At 39.0% G+C, this 18,405-nt stretch carries 18 protein-coding genes and 5 tRNA genes; 22 read left to right on the forward strand and 1 reads right to left on the reverse strand.

Annotation, left to right across the window (positions count from 1 at the left end):
• Positions 1-30 precede the first annotated feature (30 nt).
• The 6 genes from H7U19_RS03580 to H7U19_RS03605 all read left to right on the forward strand — a co-directional run bounded on the left by H7U19_RS03580 (position 31) and on the right by H7U19_RS03605 (position 6,430).
• Positions 31-1,299, forward strand: a complete 1,269-nt coding sequence (locus tag H7U19_RS03580; RefSeq protein WP_186558913.1) for a DUF2851 family protein — start codon at positions 31-33, stop codon at positions 1,297-1,299.
• A 37-nt stretch (positions 1,300-1,336) separates the two neighbouring features.
• Positions 1,337-1,564, forward strand: coding sequence for a PspC domain-containing protein (locus H7U19_RS03585; RefSeq protein ID WP_186558915.1), 228 nt, complete (start codon positions 1,337-1,339; stop codon positions 1,562-1,564).
• A 3-nt stretch (positions 1,565-1,567) separates the two neighbouring features.
• Entirely contained in the window at positions 1,568-2,602 is a 1,035-nt protein-coding gene (locus H7U19_RS03590; protein ID WP_186558928.1) for a potassium channel family protein, read from the forward strand.
• A 100-nt stretch (positions 2,603-2,702) separates the two neighbouring features.
• On the forward strand, positions 2,703-4,307 hold the full coding sequence (locus H7U19_RS03595) for an alanine/glycine:cation symporter family protein (protein ID WP_186558931.1): 1,605 nt from the start codon (positions 2,703-2,705) through the stop codon (positions 4,305-4,307).
• Positions 4,308-4,313: 6 nt separating this feature from the next.
• A complete protein-coding gene (locus H7U19_RS03600; protein ID WP_186558934.1) occupies positions 4,314-5,195 on the forward strand; it encodes a ComEA family DNA-binding protein in 882 nt (293 codons plus the stop codon).
• Positions 5,196-5,263: 68 nt separating this feature from the next.
• The gene (locus H7U19_RS03605) at positions 5,264-6,430 is read left to right on the forward strand and encodes an acyl-CoA dehydrogenase family protein (protein WP_186558944.1); all 1,167 of its coding nucleotides are present in this window, start codon (positions 5,264-5,266) and stop codon (positions 6,428-6,430) included.
• 268 nt (positions 6,431-6,698) lie between these two features.
• Here the strand turns inward: H7U19_RS03605 and H7U19_RS03610 are convergent, their stop codons facing one another.
• The gene (locus tag H7U19_RS03610) at positions 6,699-7,130 is read right to left on the reverse strand and encodes a lipocalin-like domain-containing protein (RefSeq protein ID WP_186558946.1); all 432 of its coding nucleotides are present in this window, start codon (positions 7,128-7,130) and stop codon (positions 6,699-6,701) included.
• Between the two features lie 238 nt (positions 7,131-7,368).
• On the opposite strand from H7U19_RS03610, the gene rpsU reads away from it, so the two are divergent.
• The 16 genes from rpsU to rpoB all read left to right on the forward strand — a co-directional run bounded on the left by rpsU (position 7,369) and on the right by rpoB (position 18,350).
• The gene (gene rpsU / locus H7U19_RS03615) at positions 7,369-7,563 is read left to right on the forward strand and encodes a 30S ribosomal protein S21 (protein WP_186558948.1); all 195 of its coding nucleotides are present in this window, start codon (positions 7,369-7,371) and stop codon (positions 7,561-7,563) included.
• A 256-nt stretch (positions 7,564-7,819) separates the two neighbouring features.
• Complete coding sequence (locus H7U19_RS03620; protein ID WP_186558950.1) at positions 7,820-8,710, forward strand: tyrosine-type recombinase/integrase; 891 nt, start codon at positions 7,820-7,822, stop codon at positions 8,708-8,710.
• A gap of 142 nt (positions 8,711-8,852) precedes the next feature.
• On the forward strand, positions 8,853-9,155 hold the full coding sequence (gene hpf, locus H7U19_RS03625) for a ribosome hibernation-promoting factor, HPF/YfiA family (protein ID WP_186558952.1): 303 nt from the start codon (positions 8,853-8,855) through the stop codon (positions 9,153-9,155).
• Positions 9,156-9,257: 102 nt separating this feature from the next.
• A tRNA-Thr gene (locus tag H7U19_RS03630) sits at positions 9,258-9,331 on the forward strand.
• A gap of 83 nt (positions 9,332-9,414) precedes the next feature.
• A tRNA-Tyr gene (locus H7U19_RS03635) sits at positions 9,415-9,497 on the forward strand.
• Between the two features lie 145 nt (positions 9,498-9,642).
• Positions 9,643-9,715 (forward strand) — tRNA-Gly (locus H7U19_RS03640).
• Positions 9,716-9,787: 72 nt separating this feature from the next.
• Positions 9,788-9,859, forward strand: a tRNA-Thr gene (locus H7U19_RS03645).
• A 62-nt stretch (positions 9,860-9,921) separates the two neighbouring features.
• Positions 9,922-11,109, forward strand: a complete 1,188-nt coding sequence (gene tuf / locus H7U19_RS03650) for an elongation factor Tu (RefSeq protein WP_186558954.1) — start codon at positions 9,922-9,924, stop codon at positions 11,107-11,109.
• 121 nt (positions 11,110-11,230) lie between these two features.
• Positions 11,231-11,303 (forward strand) — tRNA-Trp (locus tag H7U19_RS03655).
• Between the two features lie 67 nt (positions 11,304-11,370).
• On the forward strand, positions 11,371-11,568 hold the full coding sequence (secE, locus tag H7U19_RS03660) for a preprotein translocase subunit SecE (RefSeq protein ID WP_186558956.1): 198 nt from the start codon (positions 11,371-11,373) through the stop codon (positions 11,566-11,568).
• A 13-nt stretch (positions 11,569-11,581) separates the two neighbouring features.
• A complete protein-coding gene (nusG, locus tag H7U19_RS03665) occupies positions 11,582-12,136 on the forward strand; it encodes a transcription termination/antitermination protein NusG (protein ID WP_186558964.1) in 555 nt (184 codons plus the stop codon).
• A gap of 70 nt (positions 12,137-12,206) precedes the next feature.
• Entirely contained in the window at positions 12,207-12,644 is a 438-nt protein-coding gene (gene rplK, locus H7U19_RS03670; RefSeq protein WP_186558966.1) for a 50S ribosomal protein L11, read from the forward strand.
• Between the two features lie 19 nt (positions 12,645-12,663).
• Entirely contained in the window at positions 12,664-13,353 is a 690-nt protein-coding gene (gene rplA / locus H7U19_RS03675) for a 50S ribosomal protein L1 (RefSeq protein ID WP_186558968.1), read from the forward strand.
• 20 nt (positions 13,354-13,373) lie between these two features.
• Positions 13,374-13,895, forward strand: coding sequence for a 50S ribosomal protein L10 (gene rplJ / locus H7U19_RS03680; protein ID WP_186558970.1), 522 nt, complete (start codon positions 13,374-13,376; stop codon positions 13,893-13,895).
• A gap of 64 nt (positions 13,896-13,959) precedes the next feature.
• Positions 13,960-14,340 (forward strand): 50S ribosomal protein L7/L12, encoded by a 381-nt coding sequence (gene rplL, locus H7U19_RS03685; RefSeq protein ID WP_186558972.1) that lies wholly within the window; start codon positions 13,960-13,962, stop codon positions 14,338-14,340.
• A 197-nt stretch (positions 14,341-14,537) separates the two neighbouring features.
• A complete protein-coding gene (gene rpoB / locus H7U19_RS03690; RefSeq protein WP_186558974.1) occupies positions 14,538-18,350 on the forward strand; it encodes a DNA-directed RNA polymerase subunit beta in 3,813 nt (1,270 codons plus the stop codon).
• Positions 18,351-18,405 lie beyond the last annotated feature (55 nt).

Raw genomic sequence — 18,405 nt, forward strand, 5'->3', positions numbered from 1 at the left:
TGTGTACGATTTATTTTATATTTTCGGGAGGTGCAAGAGGACTTCCTACATTACATTTGGAAATACAGAAAATACGAGTCTCAGGATTTAATGACTTCTGATATGCAAAACATTGATGTTGTTGCAACTGGAGAGCACAACCTGAATGCCGGCCCGGATTTTTTCAACGCACAAATCAGGATCGGCGAGCAACTTTGGGCAGGCAATGTGGAAATACACATCAAATCCTCGGATTGGTTTTTGCACAACCATGAACTGGACAAAGCTTACGACAATGTGATTCTGCACGTGGTTTGGGAACATGATGCCGAAGTATTCCGAAAGGATAATTCTGTTATCCCCATTTTAGAATTAAGAGATTGCGTATCGCCTTCATCTTTAAATAATTATACGAAACTACTCAATGGCAAACAGCAATGGATTAATTGTGAAAATGACTTTCCAGAAATGGATGGTTTTACGATTCAAAATTGGTTGGAGCGTTTGTATTTTGAACGTTTAGAGCGAAAATCTATCGAAATTTTCAAATTGTTGGAAATCTCTAAAAATGATTGGGAAGCTGTGTTGTTCAAAATGCTGGCCAAAAATTTTGGGTTAAAAGTGAATGGGGAATCCTTTTTGAGTTTGGCCAACTCCTTCGATTTTTCGGTTTTAAGAAAATCGCAACCTAAGTTGGAACAAATAGAAGCTTTGCTGTTCGGTCAATCCAGAATGTTGGAAACGGCAGTTGAAGAGCCTTATTTTCAATCCCTTCAAAAAGACTATCAGTTTTTAAAACAGAAATTCAAGTTGGAAACTGCTATGGTTTCACCATCATTTTTCCGCCTGCGACCACCAAACTTCCCAACCATTCGATTGTCTCAATTAGCCAATCTATACCATAAACACCAAAATCTATTTTCAAAATTAATTGATAGTGGTTCTATTGATGATATTTACCAACTGTTTTCAGTTGAAGCTTCTGCCTTTTGGAAGAGGCACTACACGTTTTCAAAAGCTTCAAAGGTTTCAAAAAAGAGGCTTTCAAAAGCGTTTATCGATTTGCTGATTATCAATACTATCGTCCCGCTAAAGTTTAGTTATGCCAAACACCAAGGAAAATCTTCCGAAGAAAGCATCATTAATTTGCTTGGAAACATCTCGTCGGAAAATAACAGTGTTGTTAATAAATTCAATGCATTACAAAAGGTTTCGGAGAACGCTATGCAGTCTCAGGCATTAATTCAATTGAAAAATGAATACTGTGATAAAAATTTGTGCTTAAAATGTGCCATTGGCAACAAACTTTTAAACCGTTAAACTTTTAAACTAAAAAAGTAAAGTTTAAATTGCGCTTATGAACGCATTTTACAAAATCCTCTTGTTTTTACAGAAGCATGGCTACCATGTATGCCAACGGATTGCGGACAGAATTGGGATTCGTGCCAAGGTGGTACGCACCTCGTTTATGTACCTCACATTTGTAACCGTAGGTTTCGGTTTTGCGTTGTATTTGTTTCTCGCATTCTGGATGCGTATTAAGGATTTAGTATACACCAAACGCTCCTCAGTATTCGATTTATAGCCTATGAATCCAATTGTAAGACTCTTTAGGTCAAGAATATACACCGCAATGCTTTTGCTGGTTGTCATCATGCTAATAGGTGTTTTTGGCTATCGATTTATTTCGGATTATTCATGGGTGGATGCGCTTTACATGACCGTGATTACAATGACAACCGTTGGTTTTGGAGAGGTTATGCCACTGGATGAACAATCCAAAATATTTACTATATTTTTAATATTGGCCAGTGTAATTATTGTGGGTTATGCGCTGTCCATCATTACGGAATATATTTTGAGCAAAAACGATATTGAAGAATTAAAACAAAAAAAGATGCAAAAGAAAATTGACAGCTTTAAAGACCATGTGGTCATTTGTGGTTACGGACGAAACGGTAAACAGGCCGCTCGCAAGTTGCAGGCCCACAACAAATCTTTTGTAGTTATAGAAAGGGACAAGGAAGTAGAAGAACGTCTAAAACACGACGACGTATCATACGTTATCGGGAACGCCAATGAGGATGAAACTTTGCTTTTGGCTGGAGTGGATAGGGCTTCGAGTTTTATTTCGGCCTTGCCGGATGATGCCGATAATTTGTTCGTGGTATTGTCTACAAGACAGCTAAATAGCAAGATTAATATCATCAGCCGTGCATCACAGGAGTCGTCTTATGAAAAGTTGAAGTTTGCTGGAGCCAACAACGTGATTTTGCCCGACATGATTGGAGGCGACCACATGGCATCTTTGGTGGTGGTGCCCGGTTTGATGGAATTTATTGATAATCTCGCTATCGTTGGCGATTCGAATATCAATATTGAAGAGGTTGCTGTTGAAAAATTGTTTGATACAAATAAGAAAAAGAAGCGCACCATCAAGGATTTGGATTTAAGGAAGAAAACAGGTTGCACCGTGATTGGCTATAAGGACGAAAATGGGGAATACACCGTAAATCCAGAAGCAGAATTACCGCTAGCACCAAAATCCAAGATTATCGTTTTAGGCCGACCTGAGCAAATTGAAGAACTAAATTCTGAATACGATATCGAGCTAGAGGAATAGGCATATTTGGGGCATTATGTTTTAAAAACCCGTTTTTTTTTAGCATCTTGCTGACTTCTTATGACAATTTTTCAATAAAAATTAACGAACACTTACAATTATGAAGAAATATCTTCTAGGATGTCTTGCATTGATTTTGCCGATTTTTACCTTTGCCCAAGACGCACAGCAAATGGGGATTGACCAAAAGATCGATCAGGTTTTTGGTGATCTGACGGGATGGTTTGTTCAAGCGATATTTTATCAAATTCCGTTTACCGATGAAGTCAGTGTTTACTGGGTGCTGTTCCCCTTAATTTTTGGAGCCACCTATTTTACCTTCTATTTCAACTTGATAAACTTTAAGGGATTTTTTACTTCTATTAATATTGTTAGAGGTAAATATGACGATTTAGAGGGTAGAAAAGATCATAAGGTAGAAATGGCAAAATTACCTTTTACTGATGAAGAAGATAACCCTGATACCATTCGAGTTGAAGGGCATGAAGGAGAAGTTTCGCATTTCCAAGCTTTGACGGCAGCTCTATCTGCTACCGTTGGTTTAGGGAACATTGCCGGTGTGGCCATTGCAGTTTCCATTGGTGGCGCCGGTGCTACATTTTGGATGATTGTTGCAGGATTTTTAGGCATGGCTTCAAAATTTGTGGAATGTACTTTAGGTGTTAAATATAGGGATATTGAAGATGATGGAACAGTGTATGGAGGTCCGATGTATTACTTAAGAAAAGGATTGAAGTCCAAAGGATTGGAAGGCCTGGGAAAAGTATTGGCTGTGCTATTTGCCATTTTCGTTATTGGCGGTTCTTTCGGTGGCGGTAATATGTTCCAAGTGAACCAAGCTTTTCAGTTGGTTGAAAATATTACTGGTGGAAGTGAATCTTTTCTTCATGGAAAGGGCTGGTTGTTTGGAGTAGTAATGGCCATTTTAGTGGGTATTGTGATTATAGGAGGTATAAAATCTATCGCCAAAGTAACAGATAAAATTGTGCCGTTTATGGTGGCAATTTACGTTGCGGCTTCGTTGTTTGTGATTTTTGCCAATCTAAGTATGGTTGGTGATGCATTTGCACAAATCTTTAATGGGGCGTTTAGTCCTGAAGGAATTGCCGGTGGTTTCGTAGGCGTTTTGGTGCAAGGGTTTAGAAGAGCGGCATTTTCAAACGAAGCCGGTGTAGGTTCTGCATCTATTGCCCATTCCGCGGTAAAAACCAGATACGCTGCCAGCGAAGGAATGGTAGCATTATTGGAGCCCTTTATTGATACGGTTGTGGTGTGTACCATGACGGCTTTGGTTTTGATAATTACTGGAAATGTGACTTCGGCTAATGCAGGTTTGGATAATGCGCAAGCCATTCTTTTAACGTCTGGAGCATTTGAATCCGTGATTTCGTGGTTCCCCTATGTGCTTACTATTGCCGTAATATTATTTGCCTTTAGTACGATGATTTCTTGGTCCTATTATGGATTCCAAGGTTGGGCATTTTTGTTCGGAAGATCCAAGAAAATGGAGTATGCATACAAATTGTTGTTCTGTCTGTTCGTTGTCGTTGGGGCGGCCGCAAGTTTAGGCGCGGTTATTGATTTTTCAGATGCTATGATCTTCGCCATGATGGTACCCAATATGATTGGTTTGGTATTATTGGCGCCTAAAGTGAAAGACGAGCTGAATAAATATATGAAAGCCATTAAAGAGCTTAAAGCATAAATTACCATGCGTAATTTGAAATCCCATTTTGTGTTTACGAGAGAACAACGAAATGGGGTTTTTTTGTTGCTGTTCATTATTGTCGTGTTGCAATGCATATATTTTTTTGTGCTCCCTAAAACTAGTGAAACGGTGGAAATTGATGATGCCGAACTAAAAACATACCAAGCCGAAATCGATTCATTGAGGCAAGTGAAAATTGCCAATAGTCAACCCAAAATCTATCCTTTCAATCCAAATTACATCACCGACTACAAAGGCTCAGTTTTAGGGATGAGCAATGAGGAAATCGATCGGCTATTAGCCTTTCGGAAACAAAATCAATGGATCAATTCCGCAAAGCAGTTTCAGGAAGTCACCAAAGTTTCAGATGCTTGGCTGGATAGTATCAGCCCGTATTTTAAGTTTCCTGAGTGGGTGACCAACCCCAAGCCAAGGTCTTCATTTTCCAATTCATACAATAATGCCCCAAAAACATTCGCTCAAAAAAAGGATTTGAATACAGCCACGGCCCAAGAATTACAAAAGGTAAATGGCATTGGAAAAGTACTATCGGAACGTATCATAAAATTCAGAAACAGCACCAAGGGTGGTTTTATAGCCGATGTACAATTAAATGACGTGTACGGCCTATCGCCCGAAGTGATTGAAAATGTCACCAAACATTTCACTGTAAAGACCCCACCAAAAATCACCAAAATCAATTTGAACACGGCTACGGTGGACGAATTGGTCACCATCCAGCATATCGACTACGAAATTGCCCATCACATTATAGAATACCGTCAGTTGCACGAAGGCTTTCGCTCTTTGGACGAATTGAGCAAAGTAAAAGGCATTCCGCTGAGCAAAATCGAGATAATTAAATTATCTTTGTCGCTTGATTAGAATTGCACATTAAAATTTCCTGCCGAACAAACCAAACCAATTTTAATGTTTATCAAATTATTGCATCTATGACGAGTATGTATTTTACTGAAGAGCACGAGCTTTTTAGAAAAAGCCTTCAACATTTTTTAAAGAAAGAAGTGGTCCCATATATCGATACTTGGGAGAAAACAGGCGAAATTGATAGGTTTATTTGGAAGGAGTTTGGTGATATGGGTTTTTTCGGCATCAACTACCCGGAAGCCTATGGCGGTATGGATTTGGATATTTTTTATACCGTAATTCTTTTGGAGGAACTACAAAAAATTAATTCTGGTGGATTTGCGGCGGCTATTTGGGCCCATGTCTATTTGGCGATGACCCACATCAATGCCGAAGGCGACGAAGCCATCAAGCAGCATTATTTATCAAAAAGTATAACCGGCGAAATGATCGGTTGCCTTTGCATAACGGAACCTTTTGGAGGAAGTGATGTGGCAGGTATGCGCACCACCGCGGTAAAAAAGGACGACCACTACATCATCAATGGTTCAAAAACCTTTATAACCAATGGGGTGAGTAGCGACTATTTGGTGGTAGCGGCCAAAACCACGCCCGAGTTGGGCAATAAGGGCATCAGTATGTTTGTGATTGATAGGGATGCGGAGGGTGTTTCGGCCACCAAGCTGGATAAGTTGGGCTGGCGTGCTTCCGATACTGGAGAAATTGCATTCGATAATGTAAAAGTACCGTTGGGTAATTTGATGGGAAACGAAAACCAAGGCTTTTCCTATATTATGCAACACTTTTCTTTGGAACGCCTGATTATGGGGATTAATGCCCATGCGCGTGCAGAGTTTGCTTTGGAATATGCCCTGCAATATATGAGCGAGCGCCACGCCTTTGGAAAAAGCATCGACAGATTTCAGGCCTTGCGCCATAAAATATCTGATTTACACGCGGATTTGGAACTCTGCAAAACCTTTAATTATGCTGTAGCACATGCCTTAGGCAAGGGCGAATACGTGGTAAAGGAAGCTACCATGTCCAAGCTAAAATCCACCAAAATGGCGGACGAAGTGGTGTACGAATGCCTACAATTTTTGGGCGGTTATGGCTATATGGAAGAGTATCCTATGGCTCGCCTGTTTAGGGATAGCAGACTAGGGCCAATTGGCGGAGGTACTTCTGAGATACTTCGTGAAATTTTGGCCAAGATTATTATTGATAAAAAGGTTTATAAGCCGGCGACTTAATTTAAGTCCCTGTCACTTCGTTTGATTTCGTCCCGATAACTACCGGGATTCATCGAAATTGTATTGAGAAGTTGGGCGTTACCCACAAGGGGTCGGGCTTTTACTACTCAATCTTTTTTAAAGCGTCATTGCGAAGGAGGAACGACTGTGGCAATCTCCTAAATTTAGTTTCCTAATAAACTTAAGAGGTCTTATAGTATTAAAAAAGGATTTCAAACATGTCGTTCAACCCCTAACGCGAGTTTGTTTGTTGCATTTGGGACGGGGCTCAATTCTTTTTGTATGTATAGATTTCTTTGTCTTTTAAATATTCAATACTTAGCTGATTGCTATTAATATTTCTTATTTCATACAAATTCACTTCACCATCACTTTCCGTAAGCTTTAGGCTTGTTGAATTAGTCAATTCAAAAGTTCCATTTATAGTACCGTCTTCAATACATCCGTTATTTGGATGCAGATAATAAAATTTTTCCAGAAATGCGCCATTGGCAGTGAACTGGATAAAACGGTTTTGCTCACATTCATTTGCAAAATACTCCTGCTGTCCTTCGGGCAGACGCAAATCTTTAGATTCAATAAAAAACCATTGATTAACTAAAAGTTCAAGATTGGGGGTAACATTTTCAAACTCTGAATCATTTGATGAACAGGAAAATACTAGAACCAATGAAATAAGTAGTAAGGTGTTTTTCTTCATAATATTATTTGGTTCGCAAATCCTTTGAAAGCGCATTAAGTTGTTAATGATATGTGAAAGTTATTCCAAAAACAGACATTTTTTCTCACGAATTCAAAAATGTTGTTTTATTAAAAATACTATAATGAAAAAGGTTTATCTCTAAGTCGGGTAAAAAATCCCAAATCTTAAATCGTAAATCAAAAATTGTTTTATATTTGCACCCGAAAAATTCTAAAAGAGAGGAGGTTAAGACACTATGTTAATAATTCCAATAAAAGAAGGAGAGAATATAGATAGAGCGCTAAAGCGTTTTAAAAGAAAGTTTGATAGAACGGGAACAAAGCGTGCATTGCAGACTAGAAAGCAATTTGTAAAGCCTTCCGTAAAGCGTCGGGCCCAAATCCAAAAAGCGCAGTATATTCAAAAACTTAGAGATGCAGAAGACATTTAATTGTTTTGCAACCAGATATAAAGTCTCGCAATTTGCGGGACTTTTTTTATGCGCTCTTATTTTGTCATTTCGCCTGGAAGGAGAAATCTCATTATTTATGCTTTTCATTATGTGATGTCTCACTTCGTTCGACATGACTTAGGCTTTGTTATTTAGGCATTGGATTGGTTTTGTAAATTGCATGGAGGTTTTAAGGTTCGCGGAATAAATCGTATATTCACTTCAAGCTTCGGGCTTAAAACTCCAAACTCAAAACATGCCTTTCAACAAATTTACAGACTACCTGTTTTTAGAAAAAAACTACTCCAAGCTTACGGTGCAGGCCTATCAAAAGGATTTGGAATCGTTTGAGGCATTCATTTCTGAGGAATACGGTTCAAAATCCATTAAAAAAGTCAACTACGCGCAAATTCGAACGTGGATTGTCGCTCTAGTAGAATCGGGACTGACCAACCGAAGCATCAACCGTAAAATATCTTCTTTAAGTACGTATTATAAGTTTCTATTGAAAGTGGGGGACATTGAGGTGAATCCCCTGGCCAAACACCGCGCCCTAAAAACCAGTAAAAAAGTGCAGGTGCCGTTTTCTGAAGCCGAAGTGTCCACGGTATTGGACAAATTGCATTTTGAAGATTCCTTTGAAGGCTGGCGCGATAAGCTCATCATCGAACTGCTGTATTCCACAGGTATTCGCCGTATCGAACTGATCGAACTAAAACGCTCCAGTTTCGACATGGGCAATAAAACCATTAAAGTTCTTGGAAAAAGAAATAAGGAGCGCATTGTGCCGTTGTTGAAATCGGTGGAACAAACCTTGCAAAGGTATTTGGAAAACCGCAACCAGCTGGAGAACATCCAAGATTCCGAACATTTATTGTTGACGAAAAAAGGCGTTAAAATATACGAAACACTTGTTTACAGGCTAATAAATGACTATTTTAGTCAGGCCTCCTCTAAGGTAAAAAAGAGTCCGCATATTCTCAGGCATTCCTTTGCGACCCATTTACTGAACCAAGGGGCCGATCTTAACGCTGTTAAGGAGCTTTTGGGCCATACCAGTTTAGCAGCAACACAGGTATATACGCACAATAGTATAGCCGAGCTTAAAAAAGTACATTTAAAGGCGCATCCCAGAAGTAAAAATTAGCGCTTTTAAATCAATGTCTAACCAAAAAATTAGAATATGGAATAAGCCTTGAATGAAAGTGAGTTATACCAATCCTAATTAATCAAGGCGAATTTTATACTTGCACGAAGTGTAGCTGATTTTTTAAAAACCTAAAAAACAGATGAAAGTAAACCTGCAATCCGTTAATTTTAATGCTGACCAAAAATTGATAGACTTTATTCAAAAGCGTATGGACAAGTTGGATATGTTTTATGATAAGGTCATCAAATCCGATGTGTATTTAAAGGTTGAAAATACTAGCGACAAAGAGAATAAGATTTTTGAGGCTAGAGTAAGCGTTCCGGGAGACAGCTTTGTGGTAAAAAAGCAATGCAAAACCTTTGAGGAAGGCACGGATACTGCCGTAGCATCCTTAGAACGACAGCTCTTAAGGCGAAAAGAAAAGTTAAGAACGCATTCCTAATAATTTTTTTCAAAAAATGTTTTGAATAACTAAAAATATCTATACATTTGCAGTCCGTTAGAAATAACGGGCTTTTTTTATGTGGAAAAAGGTCAAAAAAAGGCCGATATAGCTCAGCTGGCTAGAGCAGCTGATTTGTAATCAGCAGGTCGTGGGTTCGAGTCCCTCTATCGGCTCTTTAAAAGGAAAATACTAAGTTCTTTAAAATACTGTATTTGTTTGGAATTTTGAGTTTATAACTTGGGATTTCAGACGGTTTGGGAAGATACTCAAGCGGCCAACGAGGACAGACTGTAAATCTGTTGGTTTTCACCTTCGCAGGTTCGAATCCTGCTCTTCCCACATATGATTTCTAATAAGGAACTGTCAAAAGTTCACTTTTGTAAGGTTGCGTTTAGAAATTATTTGGATTGGGTCACCAATCCAGGATCATCGAGCAAAGCGAGATAATCCTTAAAAACCAAGCAAGTTTTTAGACTTGCAAAACGCGGGAGTAGCTCAGTTGGTAGAGCGTCAGCCTTCCAAGCTGAATGTCGCCGGTTCGAACCCGGTCTCCCGCTCAAAACTATTTACGAGTTACGATATGCGAATTACTAATCGTAAATCTGGAATCGGCAATCGTAAATAAAATTGCCGGTGTAGCTCAGGGGTAGAGCGTTTCCTTGGTAAGGAAGAGGTCACGGGTTCAAATCCCGTCATTGGCTCTAAAAAATTGAATAGAATACACTAATATTATTATATAACTAAGATTTAAATTATTTAAAACATGGCAAAGGCAACTTTTGATCGTTCAAAACCACACTTAAATATTGGTACTATTGGACACGTAGATCACGGTAAAACAACTTTAACTGCTGCTATTACTAAAGTATTAGCTGATGCAGGTTTATCAGAGGCTAAGGATTTCGACCAAATCGATAACGCTCCAGAAGAAAAAGAAAGAGGTATTACAATTAATACATCTCATGTAGAATATCAAACAGCTAATCGTCACTATGCTCACGTTGACTGTCCGGGTCACGCGGATTACGTAAAGAACATGGTAACTGGTGCGGCTCAAATGGACGGCGCTATCTTGGTTGTTGCTGCAACTGATGGTCCAATGCCACAAACTCGTGAGCACATCCTTTTAGGACGTCAGGTAGGTATTCCTCGTATCGTTGTGTTCTTGAACAAAGTTGATATGGTGGATGATGATGAGCTTTTAGAGCTTGTTGATATGGAAGTTAGAGATTTGCTGAACTTCTACGAGTATGATGGAGATAACGGTCCTGTAATTTCAGGTTCTGCTTTAGGTGCACTTAACGGTGAGCAAAAGTGGGTGGATACTGTATTGGAATTGATGGAAGCTTGTGATACTTGGATTGAAGAGCCAGTTCGTGATATGGACAAGCCTTTCTTGATGCCTATCGAAGACGTATTCTCTATAACAGGTCGTGGTACTGTTGCAACTGGTCGTATCGAGACTGGTGTAGCTAACACCGGAGACCCTGTAGAAATCATCGGTATGGGTGCTGAGAAGTTAACTTCTACTATCACTGGTATTGAGATGTTCCGTCAAATATTAGATAGAGGTGAAGCTGGAGATAACGCTGGTATCCTATTAAGAGGTATTGAGAAAACTCAAATCTCAAGAGGTATGGTTATCACTAAGCCAGGTTCTGTAACACCACACGCCAAGTTTAAGGCTGAGGTGTATATCCTTAAAAAAGAAGAAGGTGGACGTCACACTCCGTTCCATAACAACTACCGTCCACAGTTCTACGTTCGTACAACTGACGTTACTGGAAACATCGCGCTTCCTGATGGAGTTGAAATGGTGATGCCTGGAGATAACTTAACGATTACTGTTGAGTTGATTCAGCCAATTGCAATGAACGTAGGTTTACGTTTCGCTATCCGTGAAGGTGGTAGAACAGTTGGTGCTGGTCAGGTAACTGAGATTTTAGACTAAACACTAGTTTAATATAATATGACTCATAAGGTATTACGCTTTTGGCGTGATGCCTTTTGACTTATATTTACGGGTTTAGCTCATCCCGATAGTTATCGGGAGCTAGAGCACCAACCCAAACACGGGTTTAGCTCAGTTGGTAGAGCACAGGTCTCCAAAACCTGGTGTCGGGAGTTCGAGTCTCTCAACCCGTGCTAAGAACATTTGGTATTTTTTACCTTGATAGATAAATCAGGTTAACTCCTGAAAAAAAGAAATAAAATGGCTGGAATCGTAACATACGTAAAAGAATCGTTTGAAGAACTAAAGAACCATGTGTCTTGGCCAACTTGGGCCGAAGCGCAGAATTTAACAGTTATCGTAGCTGTGTTCTCCATTATCTTTTCATTGGCTATTTGGGGAGTAGATACAGTTTTGAGCAAGGTTGTTACACTTTACTTTGATTGGATTAACGGATAAAAGCAAGCGGTATATGTCTGAAGTAAGTGAAAAAAAATGGTACGTTGTTAGGGCTGTAAGCGGTCAGGAAAACAAAATCAAAACCTATATCGAGAATGAAATTGCTCGTTTGGGTATGCAGGATTATGTAGACCAAGTGCTGGTACCGACTGAAAAAGTGATTCAAATTCGGAATGGAAAGAAAATTCAAAAGGAAAAAGTATTCTTTCCGGGATATATTATGATTCAAGCGAATTTAACAGGTGAAGTACCACATATTATCAAAGGTATAACCAATGTTATCGGTTTTTTGGGTGAAACTAAAGGAGGAGATCCTGTGCCATTGAGACAATCTGAAGTTAACAGAATGTTAGGTAAAGTGGACGAATTGGCTGAGGATGATAACATCCATGTGGCTATTCCATTTACAAAAGGCGAAACCGTAAAAGTTATCGATGGGCCGTTCAACGGGTTTGATGGTACTATCGAAAACATAAACGAAGAAAAGCGTAAGCTTGAGGTGATGGTTAAGATTTTCGGAAGAAAGACACCATTGGAACTGAGCTATATGCAGGTTGAGAAAATTTAATAATTGTTACATATACCAGATAAGTTTAGAGCTTCCAAAACTAAATCTTATCACATTTAAATTTTAAAACATGGCAAAAGAGTTAGGAAAAGTAGTTAAGCTACAAGTTAGGGGAGGTGTTGCGAATCCATCGCCACCGGTCGGACCCGCTCTAGGTGCTGCTGGGGTAAACATTATGGAGTTCTGTAAGCAATTTAATGCTAGAACCCAAGATAAACAAGGTAAAGTATTGCCTGTGGTTATCTCCGTTTACAAGGACAAGTCTTTCGATTTCGTAATCAAGACACCACCAGCTGCAGTACAATTATTAGAAGCGGCCAAGGTGAAGAAAGGTTCAGGCGAGCCAAACCGAAAAAAAGTAGCTAAAGTATCTTGGGACCAGGTAAAAGCAATAGCAGAGGACAAAATGCAAGATTTGAATGCATTTACTGTTGAATCTGCTATGAAAATGGTAGCTGGTACGGCAAGATCAATGGGAATCACTGTAACAGGGAAATTCCCTTCTTAATCTATAAAGACATTAGAAAATGGCAAGATTAACAAAAAAGCAAAAAGAGGCTTTAGCTAAAATTGAAAAAGGGAAGCTTTATTCTGTTGATGAAGCGTCTGCACTAATCAAAGAAATTACCAATACTAAATTTGATGCGTCTGTTGACTTAGCTGTGCGTTTGGGAGTTGATCCTCGTAAAGCAAATCAAATGGTGAGGGGTGTTGTATCGCTTCCTCATGGTACTGGTAAAGACAAGAAAGTATTAGCATTAGTAACACCGGATAAGGAAGCCGAAGCTAAAGAAGCTGGAGCGGATTACGTTGGTTTGGACGAATACCTTGATAAAATTAAAGGTGGGTGGACCGACGTAGATGTTATCATTACAATGCCTGCCGTTATGGGTAAATTGGGGCCTTTAGGACGTATCCTTGGACCTCGTGGTTTAATGCCAAACCCTAAAACAGGTACGGTAACTATGGATGTGGCCAAAGCGGTTAGCGAGGTAAAAGCTGGTAAAATCGACTTTAAAGTTGATAAAACTGGAATCGTTCACGCGGCTATAGGCAAGGCATCTTTCAGTGCTGATAAAATTGCGGGTAACGCAAATGAATTATTACAAACATTATTAAAGTTGAAACCAACTACTGCAAAGGGTACTTATGTGAAGAGTATTTTTATGTCTTCTACCATGAGTCCAAGCGTTGCTGTAGATCCTAAAATTGGTTAATCAGTTAAATACCTTTTATTATGACAAGAGAAGAAAAATCGCAAGTAATTCAAGACTTAACTGCACAATTGGCCGATAATACGAATATCTATTTGACTGATATTTCAGGATTGAACGCAGGGTCTACTTCAGACTTACGTCGTGCTTGTTTCAAAGCCAACGTAAGCATGTCAGTAGTGAAAAATACATTACTTGAAAAAGCTATGGAAGCTTCAGACAAAGAGTTTGGAGACCTTGCCACAGTTTTGAAAGGAAATACTTCCGTAATGTATTCTGAGACTGGTAATGCGCCAGCCAAAGTCATCAAAGCTTTCAGAAAAAAATCAGAGCGTCCAGTGCTGAAAGGAGCTTTTATTGAGGAAGCAATTTACATTGGCGACGAGCAATTGGATGCATTAGTAGACATCAAGTCTAAAGATGAGTTGATTGGAGAAATCGTAACGTTGCTTCAATCTCCTGCTAAAAATGTTATTTCTGCACTTAAATCAGGTGGAGGAACATTGGCAGGCATCATTAAAACATTATCCGAAAAAGAAGGATAATCTAACAAGTACGCACTTTTTACAATTATATTATTATTAAAACATTTTTAAAACGATAGAAAAAATGGCAGATTTAAAAGATTTCGCAGAACAATTAGTTAACTTAACAGTAAAAGAAGTTAATGAGTTAGCTACTATATTAAAAGATGAGTATGGTATCGAGCCTGCTGCTGCAGCCGTAGCTGTTGCTGCTGGTGGAGGTGCTGCTGCTGGTGGTGAAGCTGCTGAGGAAAAATCAGAATTTGATGTAATCCTTAAAGCTCCAGGTGGATCTAAATTGGCAGTTGTAAAATTAGTTAAGGAATTAACTGGTCTAGGCTTGAAAGAAGCTAAAGGATTAGTTGATGAGGCGCCATCTCCAATCAAGGAAGGTGTTGCTAAAGACGAAGCTGAAGCTCTTAAAGCTCAATTAGAAGAAGCAGGAGCTGAGGTTGAGCTTAAGTAAGCTTAATTACTCAACAATACAAAGGTTTAGGCCTGTTCCGCAATACGCGGAACGTGGCCTAGACCATTTTGCGTCTATAAACATAGGCACAAAAAAATTGCTAAAACAGCCTTTTTAAGTAGGTGAAAAATTAGGCTGAATTACTAGTGTTTTAAAGCACTATCATCATATTTTTTTAATCAAAATTCCGTCCATTGATGTTGTCAACACAAGCTGAAAGATTAAATTTTTCCTCTATTGTAAATAGAACGGAATATCCTGATTTTTTGGATATCCAGATTAAATCCTTCCAGGATTTTTTCCAACTTGAAACTAAATCTGAAGAGAGAGGTGATGAAGGGTTATACAATACCTTCATGGAAAACTTCCCAATTACAGATTCTCGTAATCAATTCGTTTTAGAATTTTTAGATTACTTCATCGACCCGCCACGTTATGCCATTGAAGAGTGTATAGAAAGAGGGTTAACTTATTCTGTGCCATTAAAAGCACGCTTAAAATTATATTGTACTGATCCCGAGCATGAAGATTTTGAAACTATCGTTCAAGATGTTTATTTGGGGACTATACCGTACATGACACCGAGTGGTACGTTTGTGATCAATGGTGCTGAACGTGTTGTGGTGTCTCAGTTACACCGTTCACCAGGGGTGTTCTTTGGTCAGTCTTTCCATGCCAATGGTACAAAGTTATATTCAGCAAGGGTAATTCCGTTCAAAGGATCTTGGATAGAATTTGCCACAGATATCAATCAGGTGATGTACGCCTACATTGATAGAAAGAAAAAATTACCTGTAACTACTTTATTCCGTGCGATTGGTTTCGAACGCGATAAGGATATTTTAGAAATTTTCGATTTAGCTGAAGAGGTGAAAGTTTCTAAGACAGGTCTGAAGAAATATTTAGGACGAAAGTTAGCGGCACGTGTGTTGAACACATGGCACGAGGATTTTGTGGATGAAGATACAGGTGAGGTAGTATCTATCGAGCGTAACGAAATTGTATTGGATCGTGATACTATCCTTGATAAAGAGAATATTGAAGAAATTCTTGAAGCCGGTGTAAAAACCATTTTGTTACACAAAGAAGATCAGGATAAAGGCGATTATGCTATTATTCACAATACGCTTCAAAAAGACCCAACCAACTCCGAAAAAGAGGCTGTTGAGCATATCTATAGACAATTACGTAATGCAGAACCGCCAGATGAGGAAACTGCCCGTGGTATTATAGATAAGTTATTCTTCTCAGACCAACGTTACTCACTTGGAGAAGTAGGTCGTTACAGAATGAACAAAAAATTAGGGTTGGATATCGGAATGGACAAGCAAGTTTTGACCAAAGAAGATATCATTACCATCATAAAATATTTAATCGAGCTGATCAATTCTAAAGCAGAGATTGATGATATCGATCACTTATCCAACCGTCGTGTACGTACAGTAGGTGAGCAATTGTCATCTCAGTTTGGTGTTGGTTTAGCGCGTATGGCACGTACCATTCGTGAGCGTATGAATGTTCGTGATAACGAAGTTTTTACCCCGATCGATTTGATTAATGCGAAGACGTTATCTTCAGTAATTAATTCGTTCTTTGGTACAAACCAGCTATCTCAGTTTATGGATCAAACCAATCCATTAGCAGAGATTACTCACAAGCGTCGTTTATCGGCTTTAGGCCCTGGAGGACTTTCAAGAGAAAGAGCAGGTTTTGAGGTTCGTGACGTTCACTATACGCACTATGGCCGTTTATGTCCTATAGAAACACCAGAAGGTCCGAACATTGGTTTGATTTCTTCATTGTCAGTTTTTGCCAAAGTGAATTCAATGGGATTCATTGAAACACCATATCGAAAAGTTGAAAATGGTGTTGTGGATATCAAAAACGCACCAACGTATTTAAGTGCTGAAGAAGAAGAGGAAAAACTGATTGCCCAGGCTACTATTGAAGTGGATGGTGATGGAAAAATACAGCATGATAAGGTAATTGCGCGTATGGAAGGTGATTTCCCAGTGATTGATCCAAATGAGTTACATTATACTGATGTTGCACCAAACCAAATTTCATCGATTTCAGCTTCTTTGATTCCATTCTTGGAGCATGATGATGCAAACCGTGCACTGATGGGATCAAACATGATGCGTCAAGCGGTACCTTTATTGAGAGTGGATTCTCCAATAGTTGGAACAGGTTTAGAGCGTCAAGTGGCCTCAGATTCCAGAGTATTGATTAATGCTGAAGGTTCAGGAGAGGTACTTTATGTGGATGCCAATGAAATTAAAATTAGGTACGACCGTACTGAAGACGAAGCTAAAGTTAGTTTTGATTCAGATATTAAATCGTATCCATTAGTAAAATTCAGAAAGACCAACCAAGGAACCTCTATCAACTTGAAACCTATTGTTACAAAAGGAGATAAGGTGTCAAAAGGACAAGTGTTGTGTGAGGGTTACGCCACTCAAAAAGGAGAATTGGCACTTGGTAGAAATATGAAAGTGGCGTTTATGCCTTGGAAAGGGTATAACTTTGAGGATGCGATTGTAATTTCTGAAAAAGTGGTTCGCGAAGATATTTTCACCTCAATTCATATTGATGAATACTCACTCGAGGTTAGAGATACAAAACTAGGTAACGAGGAGTTAACGAATGATATACCAAACGTTTCCGAAGAGGCTACTAAAGACTTGGATGAGCACGGTATGATTCGCGTTGGTGCCGAAGTAAAGCCTGGTGACATTTTAATTGGTAAGATTACACCAAAAGGTGAATCTGACCCAACACCTGAGGAAAAATTATTACGTGCCATCTTCGGTGATAAAGCTGGTGATGTAAAAGATGCATCATTAAAAGCATCGCCTTCATTGAATGGTGTTGTAATTGACAAGAAATTATTCGCCAGAGCGGTAAAAGATAAGCGTAAAAGAGCTCAGGATAAAGATGATATTTTAGCTCTTGAAGCACAATACGACAGAAAGTTTGATGAGCTTAAAGATGTTTTAGTTGAAAAACTATTCGCTATCGTTAATGGAAAAACTGCTCAAGGTATCTTTAATGATTTAGGTGAAGAAGTTCTACCAAAAGGTAAGAAGTTTACACTTAAAATGTTAAACGCTGTTGATGATTATGCGCACTTGGTGTCTGGTAAATGGACGACTGACGATCATACCAATCAATTAGTTTCTGAATTAATTCACAACTATAAGATTAAGGAAAATGATTTACAAGGAAACTTGCGCCGTGAGAAGTTTACCATTTCTGTTGGTGACGAATTACCTGCAGGTATCATCAAATTAGCTAAAGTTTATATCGCTAAGAAACGTAAACTGAAAGTAGGTGATAAAATGGCGGGACGTCACGGTAACAAAGGTATTGTAGCACGTATCGTTCGTCAAGAAGATATGCCGTTCTTGGAAGATGGAACCCCTGTGGATATTGTATTGAACCCGCTTGGTGTACCTTCTCGTATGAACATCGGTCAGATTTATGAAACTGTTTTGGGATGGGCCGGTCAGAAATTGGGTCAAAAATATGCGACTCCAATTTTCGATGGTGCTAATATTGATCAAATCAACGCTTTAACTGATGAAGCTGGAATTCCAAGATACGGTCATACGTATTTATATGACGGTGGAACTGGAGACCGTTTTGATCAGCCAGCGACTGTAGGTGTAATTTACATGTTGAAATTAGGCCACATGGTTGACGATAAAATGCACGCACGTTCTATTGGGCCTTACTCATTAATTACGCAACAACCCCTTGGTGGTAAAGCCCAGTTTGGTGGTCAGCGTTTTGGTGAGATGGAAGTTTGGGCACTTGAGGCTTATGGGGCATCAAGTACCTTACGTGAGATCTTAACTGTAAAATCTGATGATGTAATTGGTAGAGCCAAAACTTACGAAAGTATCGTAAAAGGCGAACCAATGCCAGATCCAGGTTTACCAGAATCTTTCAACGTATTAATGCACGAATTGAAAGGTTTAGGATTAGACATCAGATTAGAGGAGTAAAACTTAAAGTTGGCAGTCGCAGTATGCAGTTTACATCAACTGAGTACTGAGACTG

Source organism: Hyunsoonleella aquatilis, assembly GCF_014270105.1.
GTDB lineage: Bacteria > Bacteroidota > Bacteroidia > Flavobacteriales > Flavobacteriaceae > Jejuia > Jejuia aquatilis.